This window comes from Lachnoanaerobaculum gingivalis (assembly GCF_003862475.1).
Lineage (GTDB): Bacteria > Bacillota > Clostridia > Lachnospirales > Lachnospiraceae > Lachnoanaerobaculum > Lachnoanaerobaculum gingivalis.
Genome location: NZ_RRCO01000004.1, coordinates 198,396 through 212,449, shown reverse-complemented (window position 1 = coordinate 212,449; position 14,054 = coordinate 198,396). Strand labels below are relative to the sequence as shown.

The window sequence follows — 14,054 nt, the reverse complement described above, 5'->3', positions numbered from 1 at the left end:
CTCCTACTTCTTTAACTCTATGCCAACCTCTGTTCCTACACCGGGTTTAGACACAGCTACAACACTTCCCTCATGATTTTCTATTACTTTTTTTACAATAGAAAGTCCTATACCGCTACCTCCAAGTTTAGTATTTCTTGACACATCGCTTCTGTAAAATCTCTCAAATATATGTGGCAAATCTTTTTCATCTATCCCTCTGCCGTTATCCGAGATTTGTATATTTATTGCATCCGACGTTTCTGTGACTCTAAAATGAATTTCAGGTTCTTCCTTGTCCATATATTTCACAGCATTTGAAACTATATTGTTTAAGGCTCTCTTTATCTGTTCCTTATCCATATCTATAACAGTATTACGGCCTATATCAACTATATACTCAAACTTAATTTTTATTGTTTCAAGTTCCAGATACAAATCCTTTACATATTCATCAAAAAATTCTTTTACATAAATTTTTTCATATTTATAGGACATGTGTTTTTCTGCAACCTGCGAATAATACAGCAATTCATCAATCAATGAAGTCATATCATTTGTCTTATTATATATCGTATTCAGGTAATCTCTTGTCTTTTGAGGCGAGGAGGCAACACCGTCAAGTATTCCCTCCACATATCCTCTTATTGCTGTAAGCGGTGTCTTTAAATCATGAGAAATATTACTTACCAGCTCTTTTGCCGCATCTTCGGAAAGCTTTTTTTCCTCTTCATCTTCTTTTAACTTGATTCTCATTCTCTCAAAATCATTGTATAAAAAAGGAATCTCAGAAAAATCTCTTTCATCTAATTGATAATCCAAATCTCCGTCTGCTATCCTCTTTGTGGCGATTTGTAATTTATCCAGAGGAACAAGAATCCTTTTATAGATCCAAACCCACATAACAACCGCCACAATATCTATTATGGTCACAAGAATGGTAAGCCAGATACCTATATTGCCCGTGGTATCATAATTCATACTGTATATAAGAAGTATAGACGGTATGATTATTATAAGGCAAAATATCGAAAATAAACCGGAGCCGATTTTCATCAGATAGCCTTCTTAAGTTCTTCCACTTTATCAAGTCTTTCCCATGGAAGACTTAAATCATCTCTTCCAAAATGTCCGTATGCCGCAGTCTGCTTAAATATCGGCTTTCTAAGGTCAAGCATCTTTATGATTGCAGTAGGTCTTAAATCAAAATGCTTTCTGATAAGCTCTACTATTGCACCGTCACTTATCTTTCCTGTTCCGAAAGTATCTACGGAAATAGATGTAGGATGAGCCACACCGATAGCATAAGATAACTGAATCTCACATTTTTTTGCAAGTCCTGCAGCTACTATATTCTTTGCAACATATCTTGCCGCGTAAGCTGCCGATCTGTCCACCTTTGTACTGTCCTTACCTGAGAAAGCACCGCCGCCATGCCTTGCATAGCCGCCGTAAGTATCCACTATTATCTTTCTTCCTGTAAGTCCTGAGTCTCCATGAGGTCCACCTATAACAAATCTGCCTGTAGGATTTATAAAATACTTTGTATTCTCATCCACCATATCCTGAGGAATAATTTCATCAAATACATATTTCTTTATATCTGTATGAATCTGCTCCTGCTCCACATCCTCGTCATGCTGTGTAGAAAGTACAACTGTATCTATTCTTACAGGCTTACCTTCTTCATCATACTCTACTGTAACCTGTGTCTTACCGTCAGGTCTTAAATAGTTTAAAGTACCGTTTTTTCTTACCTGTGTAAGTCTCTTTGCAAGATTATGTGCAAGATATATAGGGTATGGCATAAACTCCTTTGTTTCATCTGTAGCATATCCGAACATAAGTCCCTGGTCACCGGCACCATTGTCCTCATCCTCTAAATCAATATGCTCTCTAACCTCAAGCGCCTTGTCAACACCCATTGCTATATCACTTGACTGCTCATCAAGTGCTACAAGTACACTGCAGGTATCACAGTCAAAGCCGTATTTTGCTCTGTCATAGCCTATTTCTCTTACAGTTTCTCTAACTATCTTTTGGATATCTACAGTAGCCTTTGATGAGATTTCTCCCATTACAAGTACCATTCCTGTAGTTGTAGCTGTCTCACAAGCCACTCTTGAATCCGGGTCTGCACTTAAATATGCATCCAATATTGCATCTGAAATCTGATCGCACATCTTATCAGGATGTCCTTCAGTAACTGACTCTGAAGTAAAAAGTCTTCTCTCTTCCATTTTTCTCCTATCTTTTACACTTATATATAAACCTTAGAATATAAACCATCTTTTATAAAGCCGATATCTAAAAAAGCCCACCAAACGGTGGACTAAGGTTTCCACTCATTGCTCGATTTCTCGCTCAGGTTGGCACCTTCCTAAAAGGGGTTGCCGTGACATCACAGATCCTTAACTCTCCGTCACTCTTAATAAGTGTATATGTATATACCCATCAGGGCAAATTTATTTTGTAGCAGTCATAGTATACCATTTTCATATAGTTATGTAAATATTAATTTTGATACTAAGATTTACGTATTATATTTCACACCTTCTTCCGCAACCATCGGCAAAGCTTCTTCTGTATTAATATTATATTTATAGATATTATTATTTTCTTCAAAGCTGTAATTATCAGTCCATAGCTCACATTGTGTCATAACTGTCTGAACGGCATCATCCATTCCCTCAGGCGGATATTTGTGTTTCTTCAAAAGCTTTTTAATAAGCATACGCATTTTTGCCCTTGCGGATTCACGTTTCTGCCAATCAATCGTCTTATTTTTTCTAAGGGTTTCTGCCAACTCTTTTGTTATTGCGACAAGCTCCTCATTTTCATAAAAATCTTTAATTGCTTGTGGCTTTGTCAAAGCGTCATAAAATGCAAGCTCATCAGCATTAAGCCCAAGTTTATTACCCTCTTTTTGGTCTGCTGCAATCTGTTTTGCAAGTTTTAGCATTTCCTCAATAACTTCTTCATTAGTCAGCATACCATTAAGATACGCATTAATAGAACGTTGCATAATCTCACTAAACTTCTCAGATTTAACAATATTTGTTCTACGATAAACAGAGACCTGCTCTGCAATCAACTTCTTCAATAGCTCTACTGCAAGATTTTTCTCTTTCATATTAGCTACTTCCTGAAGAAACTTCGGATCAAACAAAGAAAACTCCTCTTTAATATCCGAGAACAGATTTATAACACCGTCACTTTTAATACTCTGCTTAAGAAGTTCATTTATTCTTGCATTCATTTCAGGTAACGAAATCTTTTTCCCTACACCTGTAACAGTAAGTCTGATGACGAGAACTCTAACCGCCTCAAAAAAAGCAGCTTCAAATCTATTATCTTCATCAACCAATGACGAACATAGCGATAATGCCTGATGAAGCATAATAGCTTCTTTTACAAATGAGTATTTATCATCAACCTTTTCTCTCCCAATAATAAAATTCACAGCACCACTGATAGCCTTTGCTCTTTCCAGATCTGTACCACTTTTAAATTTCGAATAATCATATCCGTGGAATTTATCACGACATACTGCCAGTTTCTCCAAGAACTTTGGATATGCAACTTTTGATACATCAGTATCTCCATAATTCTTTTTATCCCTGGATGTATAGTCATTCATTGCCTGTTTCAATGCTGTAGCAATACCTACATAGTCAACAACAAGACCACCTTCCTTGTCACGGAACACACGATTAACACGAGCAATAGCCTGCATTAAATTATGACCTGCCATCGGCTTGTATACATACATTGTAGCAAGAGATGGAACATCAAAGCCGGTAAGCCACATATCAACAACTATGGCAATCTTCATAGGGCTGTTGTTATCTTTGAACTTCTTTGCAAGTTCATCCTTGTAATGCTTGTTTCCGATAATCTGTCTCCATTCCTCCGGATCATTATTTCCTGATGTCATAACAACCCCCACCTTTTCGCTCCAATCAGGGTGTAGTTCCAAAATCCGCTTATAAATCTTCATAGCAATAGGACGTGAATATGCTACAATCATAGCCTTTCCGGTAAGCAGATTCTCTCTGTTATTTTCATAGTGGTCAAGAATATCACAAACTAGCGAATTTATGGTATTATCATTTCCTAGCACCGCTTCCATCTGACCAAGCTCTCTTTTGCTCTTCTCAATTACTTCTTCATCTGCATTCAGAGCCATCAAATCATACTCTGCATCAATCTTATCCAATATCTCTTGATCCAAGTTCAACTTTATAACACGGCTCTCATAATACACCGGTCTGGTTGCACCGTCTTCAACAGCCTGTGTCATATCGTAAATATCGATATAATCTCCAAATACCTCACGAGTGCTTCTGTCTTTAGACGAAATAGGCGTACCTGTAAATCCTATATATGTGGCATTAGGCAGTGAATTTCGAATAATTCTTGCTGTGCCGATAACTCGCTTTGCCTCTTCCTTACCGGCATCATTCTTTACAATCTTAATTTTCTCTGCAAGTCCATACTGACCCCTATGTGCCTCATCTGCCATAACTATAATATTATTACGTTCAGAAAGCGGCTCATCAGACTCCTCAAATTTCTGCATGGTAGTAAAGATAATACCGTTTGCCTGTCTTCCGGCAAGCAAAGTTTTTAGATTTTCCCTACTCTCCGCCTGTATAGGTTCTTGTCTCAAAAAGTCTTTACACTTTGCAAACTGTCCGTAAAGTTGATCATCCAAGTCATTTCTGTCAGTGAGTACAACAATAGTAGGACTATCCAATGCCTCCTGTAATAAATGGGCATAGAACACCATTGAGAGAGATTTACCGCTTCCTTGTGTATGCCAAAAAACACCACCTTTACCGTCAGTAACAGTAGCGTGTTTTGTTGACTCAACCGCTTTTCTTACAGCAAAATACTGATGGTATCCGGCAAGAATTTTATAGGTGTTAATCCCCTCATTTGAAAAGCAAATAAAGTTCTTGATAATATCAAGTAATCTTTCTTTTTTGAATATACCCTCAAAGAAAGTATCAAACTGAGCATACTGAGTATTCTCATAATTACCATCTTTTGTTTTCCATTCCATGAAGCGGTCTTCACCGGAAGTTATTGTCCCGGCTTTCGATGTCAACTGATCGCTCATAACACATATGGCATTATAGACAAACATAGATGGAATTTCTTGCATGTAGTTACGTAGTTGCCTGTAAGCTTCTGAAGCATCCGTTTCTTCACGAGAGGGAGATTTCAGTTCAACTAACACAAGCGGGAGACCGTTCAAAAACAGAATAATGTCCAGACGTTTGTTGCTATTTTCAATAAAAGTCCACTGGTTAGCAATAATAAATGAGTTATTTTCAGGCTTTTTGTAGTCGGCAAGGTATACAATAGCTGAACGTTCTTCCCCATCTAAAAAATATCTTACCGTTATACCGTTTTGCAGGTAATCCATAAAAGTAGCGTTTTTCTGCACAAGCTCACCATTTTCAAAATTCTTGAGCTTATGTAACGCTTCCTGAATAGCATCATTAGGTAAATTTCTATTCAAATGATGCAGTGAATCTATCAAAACATCTTCATATAATGGACTATAGAAATCTCTTTCAATATCCGGACCATATATATATTCATATTCCAGGTTGTTTTGAAATAATTCAATTATTGAATTTTCGTAGTCGGATTCGGTAAACATTTATATATCCTTCTCCATTTCTTTTTTTAATTTTTTCAAATCTGATTTTGAAACTAAAATAATCGCCGTATGATTTCCATTCTTATTGTAGTCCTCAAGCAATACAAATATTCTATTCTTTTGTTTTTTCATAAAAACATATCCATGTGCAATGGCATTCCTAAGATGTCTTACAAAACACTCATAATCACTTTCCTTTTTGTCCTTTTTGTCCTTTTTAACACAAACAAAAGCTCTGTCTTTATTTCCTATCGTATCTTTTTCTGTAAGTTTATACTGTTCCAATTTATTATCACTGGGGAACTTTGAATAAAACTTGTAGTATTCTTTTTTCCAATCTCGAATAAAATCATTCCATTTTTGACTATTTTTGTTGCTTTTTAAAGCCAAATAACTATCTATCGTAGGTGCCTTATGAAGAAAAAAGCTAAATAGTAATTGTAACTCTCTATCTTCAACTTCAAACGGAAGGATATTGTTCTCTTTTATTTCACTAAACTTCATTTAACTCCTCAATAATAAACAATAACTGAGCAAGTCACAGACTTGCAATGCTTATTGACCGTATGGCAATAAGATAGTTTTGATTCTGAATAGCTGGTAAACAATAATTTAGAGCAGCAATCCGTTCTTTTGTTCAAAGAGTGGTTCACTGACTTCGTTAATACTTCAAGTAATCTGATTGAAACACAGTTTGGGTTAATACCTGATACATTCAGATTACTTAAAAATGGTGAGTTGCAAATAGTTGTAACTGACTATGTTGCAAACGGTAGTTTTGCGTCGCTAAAAGCTAATGTGACTTTATATCAAGAATCTAACTATGCTTACTTTATACGCAATACCGACTTAAAATCTGGTTCATTTGATGTATTTGTAGATGAACATTCTTATAAATTTCTTTCAAAGTCAACACTTTACGGAGGAGAAATAATTATCTCAAATGTTGGCGATGTGGGAAGCGTATTCTTATGTCCAAAACTAAAAAAGCCAATGACACTTGGTAACAATATAATCATGCTTCGTTCCGAACAAGATAATTTGAAATACTATCTCTATATTTGGTTCAAATGGCTATATGGTCAATCGCTAATCCAAGGTATTAAAGGTGGCTCTGCTCAACCTAAGTTTAATAAGACTGACTTTAAGAGCCTACCGATTTTTTTACCTCCTGACGATTTGTTGGAGCAATTTCACCAAACAGTTAAGCCTATGTTTGAGCTAATAGAGAAAAACAATGAAGAAAATCAAGGCTTAAGAGTTATACGAGATACCCTTCTACCCAAACTTATGTCCGGAGAAATTGATGTCTCTGACATCGACCTCTAAGCCGCTAATAGACTAGAAAACTGCTCCGCAGTTTCCGCGTTATCACCTCTGTCAGACACCTTACTATCCGTATGCAAGCATTCGTCTGTCTTCGGTGTCTGCCTACTCTGCTTCACATTTGTCCATGCGTTGCACTGATAAGTCGATAAATTATTGTTTATATCATTATTCTGTTCTATTTTCTTATCTATTGAACTAAGAATATCTACAATTTTTTCCTGTGTTTTTCTATCAGGTAGAAGAAGTTCTAAATTTTCTACATCTGAAGGCTTAATAGCAGGATAGGCAGATACACTCTGTTCCGCGATAGCTTGTAAATGTTCTGTAATTGCTTGTTGCGTCAAAACATAATAAATATAATAAGGAACTGCTTTTTCAAAATCAACATCAATTACTGCAAATCCTGTTGACACTAAAAAATTATCAGGCTGTTCTTTAATAATTCCATAGTGCAACTGATTCGGTCTTACAGTTGAGTAAATGATACTATTCAATTTTACTTTTCTTCTTGCTCTACTCGGCAATTTGTCCGTTAAATTATTGATATACTGTATTTCATCAACTCGATTCATAGTAATATTTCCAGTATCTAAGTAGTTTACAAATTTCCAATCTTCCTTTGGAGAATACGTGCTTTGATTTGTCGAAACTATCTCCCAAAGTCTAATTTTCTGCCATACAGCCACATCCATTTCCCTCCCTATCCAATATATTTTCTATGCGCAATTTTCACATTGCTTTGCTTTACCATTGCATACTGCAAGGTCGTGTCTATTTTTCTATGCCCTAAAAGCTGTTGCAGTTGCTCAATGGGCATTCCTTTATCTATCGCCATAGTTGCGAGTGTGCGCCTGAATTTGTGCGGATGTACCTTTTGCAACCCTAATTTCTTCCCATATTCCCTTAATCTTACTTCAACTCCACCTATTTCCAGCCTTTTATGAGGCTCTTTCAATGATACAAACAGAGCCGGGTTATCATCTATTCTACTGTTAAGATAATTCTGCAAGTGAATCTTTGTTCTTGCATCAAAATAAACAACTCTCTCTTTACTGCCTTTGCCAAACACAATACATTCTCTCTCGTTGAAATCAATATCATTTCTGTTAAGCAACACCATTTCACCTACACGCATACCGGTTGATGCAAGAATATCTATTATTGCTAAATCTCTTAGTTCTGTGCAATTATCACGCATAAGTTCTAAAGCTTCATCAGAATAGGTCTCTTTTATGTTTGTGCCGGTTTTAACTTTATGTATACGTCGTACCGGACTTTTCAGTATGTAGTCCTCATCCTCCAACCAAGCAAAGAAACTTGAAAGAATACGGCGTATATTGTCTATTGTAACTTTACTTGATTTTTTCTTTTCCTGATATTCTGTCAGGTATCCCCTAATGTCGTCTGTAACTATATGTTTGACATCTTTTTGTAGTTCATCAAGCATAGCTTCAATCGTAGCCTTGTAGTATTTAAGAGACTTTTCTGAACAACCCTCTATGCGTTTTGCCGATAAGAACAGTTCTACAAAGTTTTGCTTTGAAGTTTTTCCCTGTTTTTGCTTTTCTGTTAGCTCATAGTCTGCAAAGACATATTGCAAAACCTCCTGCAACTTTTCGTTTTGTGCGTTGTTCAAATATGGCAACATACCTTGAACAATATCATTTATTAAGTTTTGTTTCATCGTCATTTCTCCTTTTTTATTGAGAACTGACAAGCAACGGCTGTTCTTTAAATTGACTTCTGCCGCTGATAGAAGTTTTTAGTTACAAATCACTTGTCTTAAATGTAAAATAGTCTTCGTAATAATAGCTGTGATCAATACCTTTCATATAAATCTCACGGTCATTGATTTTTTCTGTCAGTGCTTGCTTTAATATATATTTGATTTCAATAGTTTTAACTGGACTGCGTTCCATAGCAGAAAGGTAATCCTCCTTATCTACAAGACTCCAATCAACAACTTTACCTAACTCTTTTTTCAAAATCAAATCAAGCCAAATTCTTGTACTTCTGCCATTTCCCTCACGAAAAGGGTGTGCAACATTCATTTCTACATATTTTTCTATAATTTCATCATATGTTGACTGTGGCATTTTTTCGATATTTTCAAGAGATGCTCTCAAATACATAAGCGGAGCAAAACGGAAATTACCTTTTGCAATATTAACAGTTCTTATTTGTCCGGCGAAATCATAAATCTGATCAAATAAATATTTGTGTATTTCAGCTAGTGATTTAAAAGTTCCATGTTCAAGATTATCCAAATATCCGCTTTCAAAGAGTTCTATTGCTCTTTTTTTACTGATTTTTTCTTCAGCCTTAGCTAATTCTATCGAATCAGTAATGCCAAGTTTATTCTCTAATGTCATAGCAACTTCCCTTTCTATATTTTTATGATAGTTATGATATACAGTAATTGAGCAAGTCGCAGACTTGCGATGCTTATTGACCGTAGGGCAATAAGATAGTTTTGATTCTGAATAGCTGGTAAACAATAATTTGGTAGCCTAGATTTCGATGTTGGAGACATCAAGTTCGCCAGACATAAGTTTGGGTAATAATGCATCACGGGTTGAAGCTAATATTGTTTTTTCCTCTTTGTAATGTCCTATCATTTCAAAAATTGGTGTAGTAATTAAAGTATAGCTATGTACTTTTTCAATATCTAAACCTGTAATTGACATAGAAGCAATGTGTTGAGGGTAAATATGCGGTTGAGCCGAACCTGTTTGTGCGTCAAATATCTCTTTTTGTCGTTTCTTTAGAAGCACATACCAAAAATAAACATCATCTGTCATTGAGCTATCAATAAATGATGAGTCAGACGACCAAATGGGAATATTCCATAGGCTTACATAACCTGCATTAGCACCTGACGCCGAAATTGCAAGAACAGGCGATTGAGTATTAGCTACATTGTGATAGGTTGAAGGCTCTAATCCGCCGGCAATTACAGGAACACTACCATAAATGGCATTTTTAGAAAGCAAACCTTTACCACGCTTTGGCGAAATATACTCGCCAATGGTATGAGAACCGTTTGAAATGTCAGGAAACATATTATCAAATATATCTTGAGCTTGCTGCTCTAAATTATTGTTTATTGTATTGTTAAGTTTTATTTTATCATCCAAATCTCTTAAAATTCCACTTATTACTTTTTGTTCTTCAACGGAAGGAACTTTAATATCTAAATTCATTAATACATCTGTTTGTACTCGTTGCCTACCCGATGAACCAACCATTGATTTAATTGCCGGCTCTCTTACAATTGAGCTACATACTAAATAATACAGGTAATCTGTATCTATTCCTTCTTTTGCACGAAAAACGATATATTCTGTAGAACCAAACCCAATTTCACCTTCATCAAGAATATCAACTTTGGCAATTTTCCCATTTTCTAAGCAAGGAGTTATTCTTGCCATAATAGTATCGCCATTACGGAATTTAGTCCCACTTGTAAACGGTTCATTTTCATATGACATAATATCTCTGCAAAACGGTTGTAATTTATCCATTCCAATCTTTTTAGCAATTCTTCCTTTTGGCAATGACTCACGAGGATTAAAATCTACAATCTCTGACAACTTCTTTATTTGCCACTTACACTTCATACCCAATCGCCCCCAGTTTCTTACGAATTTCCTCTTCCAACTCATGAGACTTTTTAAACATATCTGACAGCTCTGAGGTCAGCCTTGTCATCTTTTCTTCAAAAGGCTCTCCGTCATCTTCCTGTTCTTCAATCCCCACATATCGACCTGGAGTTAAGATATAGTCATGCTTTGCTATATCTTTTATTGTAGCAATAGCCGAAAATCCTTTTTTCTCTTCCAATATTCCATTTTGAAAATCTTCAAATGTTTTTGCTAATAAATCAATATCTCCCAGGCTTCCGTCTTCCTGTATTCCTTCTGTGAAGTCTCTATGTTTTCTATCAACCATATAACCCATTTTTCTGGCATCAATAAATAGAGTCTTTCCTTTTTGCTTTTTATTCTTAGTAATAAACCACAATGTTACAGGAATAGTTACACTATAAAAAAGCTGTGTAGGTAAAGCTACAATACCTTCAACTAAATCATCTTCTATGATTCTCTTTCTTATTTCTCCCTCTCCTGAAGTTTGAGATGATAATGCGCCATTGGCAAGTACTAATCCTATTTTACCGTTCGGTGCTAAATGATGAATCATATGCTGTATCCAGGCATAGTTTGCATTTCCTGCCGGTGGCATTCCATATTTCCATCTGACATCATCTTTTAATTTTTCTGCACCCCAATTTGAAAGATTAAACGGTGGATTTGCCATAATAAAATCCGACTTTAAAGTCTTATGAAGATCGTTGAAAAATGTATCTGCGTGGTAAGCACCGAAGTTTGCATCAATTCCTCTTATCGCCATGTTCATTTTTGCCATCTTCCATGTATCTGCATTTGATTCCTGTCCATAAACAGAAATATTTCCCCTGTTATCACTGTGAGCCTGTACAAACTTTTCACTCTGCACAAACATGCCACCACTTCCCATACAGGGATCATATACTCGGCAATTATCAAATGGCTTCAGTATAGCCACAATTGTTTTTACAATACTTGAAGGTGTATAAAACTCTCCTCCCTTTGTCCCCTCATATGCTGCAAACTGAGCAATACAATATTCATATGTCCTGCCCAGTAAATCTTTACTTGCCTCTGTCCCGTCCATTTTCACTTCATTCGTAAATAAATCTACAACTTCTCCAAGTACTCTTTTATCCAAATCAGGATTAGCATAGTTTTTAGGTAAAACATTCTTAAGTGTCGTATTCTCTTTTTCAATGGCTCTCATAGCATCATCAATTACTGTACCGATTTCAGGTGTATGAGCTTCAGATGCAATTTTACTCCAACGAGCTTCCTCAGGCACAAAGAAAATATTTTCTTCTGCATATGCATCTCTATCATTTTCAAATCCATCACCTTCTTTTACCAATTCATCATAACGTCTTTCAAACGCACTTGATATATAGCGAAGAAAAATAAGACCTACAATAACCTTCCTATATTCTGCTGCAGGTATATGTCCCCACAGAACGCAAGCGGCATCCCAAATTTGCTTTTCAAAACCTATATTTGTATTATTTTTTCCGGCCATTATTTATTCTCCATCCTATTTAAATTCTATAATATTATTTAAACCCTTAATCAATCTATCTTACCATATTCTTAAAAATTAAAATAGAGTATACTATACATGTATACAAACTCCTAGACATTCAAAAAGGCAGATATAGTCTACTTCGACCTTTTTAAATTTGCTATTTGAAAATACTTATTTCACATTGAAATAGACATATACTATATAATTAGTATGTAATGCTTTTACCCTCACTTACTGCTAATCTAAATAATTAAGCCTCTTAAGGCTGCCTTCATCAAATGTATAGCTCTGTGTTATAAATGGATATCTTATCTCACTTTCATAATACCATGGGTCCTCACTGTGAGCAGGATTTTTAATTATATGAAAGCTTTGAGCAGGCATAAATCCCTGTGCAAGTAAAAACGCCTTTTCTCCGGCTTCATTTTCACAGATATCTGCTACCATCACCACATGTCCCGGACTTCCACCCTTTATAAAAATATCTCCTACTTTAAGCTCTGATATATATACAGGTGTTGATTCATTTTCCATAGACAGAGTGGACGAATAAGAAAAAACAATACGCAAATATTTTTTGAAAGTTTCCTCACTATCATCGGAATCTGCAACCTTCTCCCAATATGGCTTATCATTCGAAAACTTCACTCTATACCCCTGTTTCCAGTGATTATAATCGCATACAAAGCCGTCTACAAAATGAAAACTGATTTTATCATGTCTACCGCTCTTATACAGATATTCAGCATATATTCTCATAATACTGTCTGCACACTGCTGCAAGTCTTCTTCCGCCACTTCCATAGAAAATACTGCGACGTGACCTTCTCCGCCTTTTTCTCTTTTGTCAAAGTAATAAACAGGAGTACCGTCAGGCTCAAGCGGATAATTACCTATAAAATCTGCAAAGCTTCCCTCAGCCGCTTCCGCCCTTTTATATCCCTTTGGAGTGATAAAACGGGTAAAAACTGTATTCCCTTCGGGATTTATAAAATCTGAAAGCTGTACGGTACTTTCCTCAGTGTTTTCTTCCTTGCTCTCATTATCATTTGTTTTTGTATCATTACTATTTTCAACAATTGTGCTTTCTGCTTCCTCATTTGTGACGGTATTCATATTTTTACTCTTACAACCCCAGCATATGCAAGCCATCATAATAAGCAGTAAATAAAATTTATTTCTCTTCATAAAATTCATCAATGTCTGTATACCCCCTTTCAAACTCTTAAAATCAGATTTATTTACTTTAAGTACTCCTCTATTTTGTCTTCATATTTTTTTAAAAGTTCCCTTGAATAAACTTTTTCATTTTTTGAGTCTCTAACTTCTTTCCAAAGGGTAGCTGCAGCTTTTAACTTATCAGAATAATTATTGCTACATTCATCTAAACAAAAATCTTTTAGGAACTGATTCCATTGACAAGCTGAATTATCATACTTAGCGTAATCTGATTCACCATAATATACTTTCAGCATATCTTGTATTGTAAAGCTTAAATCATTTTCGGCTTTTACTTTCCTCCAAGCTGTTGCCATATCAGCATTAAATTTAAATGGATTAACACCTGTTACAGCAGAAAAATAATCTCTAAATTTTTGGTTAAAGGAAAATCCACATTCAAGCAATGGCGTATTTAAATTTATCGATTCAGTTTGATTTTTGTTTACTTTCCTTATAGATTTTTCCACTCTATTTCCCTTAAAAAATTGTTCTATAATTAAGTTCAGTTCTTGCTTTGTGCATCTATATTCCAGCCCAAGATATTTACAAATTTGTGAAAGTTCTTCTCGATACCAATAATATCTGTTAAATTCTTCAAATGATTTTATATCTTTAAAATCCGGTCTGATATCTTTCATCATCCCTCCTCTATAAATACTGATTTATCTATAATATTTATAATAGTAAATAATCCAATTCAAAA

General features: G+C 35.3%; 12 protein-coding genes and 1 riboswitch. Of the genes, 1 reads left to right on the top strand and 11 read right to left on the bottom strand.

Features of this window, described 5'->3' with window-relative positions; genetic code table 11:
- Window positions 1-3: 3 nt before the first annotated feature.
- From EHV10_RS09700 to EHV10_RS09685, 4 genes are all read right to left on the bottom strand, one after another.
- Window positions 4-1,035, bottom strand: coding sequence for a sensor histidine kinase (locus EHV10_RS09700; protein WP_128674476.1), 1,032 nt, complete (start codon window positions 1,033-1,035; stop codon window positions 4-6).
- Complete coding sequence (gene metK, locus EHV10_RS09695; RefSeq protein ID WP_128674475.1) at window positions 1,035-2,219, bottom strand: methionine adenosyltransferase; 1,185 nt, start codon at window positions 2,217-2,219, stop codon at window positions 1,035-1,037. The genes EHV10_RS09700 and metK overlap by 1 nt, the downstream gene beginning before the upstream one ends.
- Window positions 2,220-2,321: 102 nt before the next feature.
- Window positions 2,322-2,417, bottom strand: a riboswitch (SAM riboswitch).
- Window positions 2,418-2,512: 95 nt separating this feature from the next.
- Window positions 2,513-5,653, bottom strand: coding sequence for a type I restriction endonuclease subunit R (locus tag EHV10_RS09690; RefSeq protein WP_128674474.1), 3,141 nt, complete (start codon window positions 5,651-5,653; stop codon window positions 2,513-2,515).
- Complete coding sequence (locus EHV10_RS09685; protein ID WP_128674473.1) at window positions 5,654-6,157, bottom strand: HEPN family nuclease; 504 nt, start codon at window positions 6,155-6,157, stop codon at window positions 5,654-5,656.
- A 129-nt stretch (window positions 6,158-6,286) separates the two neighbouring features.
- On the opposite strand from EHV10_RS09685, the gene EHV10_RS09680 reads away from it, so the two are divergent.
- Entirely contained in the window at window positions 6,287-6,982 is a 696-nt protein-coding gene (locus tag EHV10_RS09680) for a restriction endonuclease subunit S (protein ID WP_158609914.1), read from the top strand.
- Here EHV10_RS09680 and EHV10_RS09675 read toward each other — a convergent pair.
- From EHV10_RS09675 to EHV10_RS09645, 7 genes are all read right to left on the bottom strand, one after another.
- Window positions 6,979-7,674 (bottom strand): restriction endonuclease subunit S, encoded by a 696-nt coding sequence (locus EHV10_RS09675; protein ID WP_207667150.1) that lies wholly within the window; start codon window positions 7,672-7,674, stop codon window positions 6,979-6,981. The genes EHV10_RS09680 and EHV10_RS09675 overlap by 4 nt on opposite strands.
- An 8-nt stretch (window positions 7,675-7,682) precedes the next feature.
- Window positions 7,683-8,666: a site-specific tyrosine recombinase/integron integrase gene (gene xerA, locus EHV10_RS09670; RefSeq protein ID WP_128674471.1), complete on the bottom strand. Its 984-nt coding sequence runs from the start codon at window positions 8,664-8,666 to the stop codon at window positions 7,683-7,685.
- Window positions 8,667-8,748: 82 nt separating this feature from the next.
- Entirely contained in the window at window positions 8,749-9,354 is a 606-nt protein-coding gene (gene fic / locus EHV10_RS09665) for a protein adenylyltransferase Fic (RefSeq protein ID WP_128674470.1), read from the bottom strand.
- Between the two features lie 138 nt (window positions 9,355-9,492).
- Window positions 9,493-10,602 (bottom strand): restriction endonuclease subunit S, encoded by a 1,110-nt coding sequence (locus EHV10_RS09660; protein ID WP_128674469.1) that lies wholly within the window; start codon window positions 10,600-10,602, stop codon window positions 9,493-9,495.
- A complete protein-coding gene (locus EHV10_RS09655; RefSeq protein ID WP_128674468.1) occupies window positions 10,592-12,124 on the bottom strand; it encodes a type I restriction-modification system subunit M in 1,533 nt (510 codons plus the stop codon). Before EHV10_RS09655 ends, EHV10_RS09660 begins: the two co-directional genes overlap by 11 nt.
- A 243-nt stretch (window positions 12,125-12,367) precedes the next feature.
- Window positions 12,368-13,327: a DUF4846 domain-containing protein gene (locus EHV10_RS09650; RefSeq protein WP_128674467.1), complete on the bottom strand. Its 960-nt coding sequence runs from the start codon at window positions 13,325-13,327 to the stop codon at window positions 12,368-12,370.
- A 44-nt stretch (window positions 13,328-13,371) separates the two neighbouring features.
- On the bottom strand, window positions 13,372-13,989 hold the full coding sequence (locus EHV10_RS09645) for an SAP domain-containing protein (protein ID WP_128674466.1): 618 nt from the start codon (window positions 13,987-13,989) through the stop codon (window positions 13,372-13,374).
- Between the last annotated feature and the right edge of the window lie 65 nt (window positions 13,990-14,054).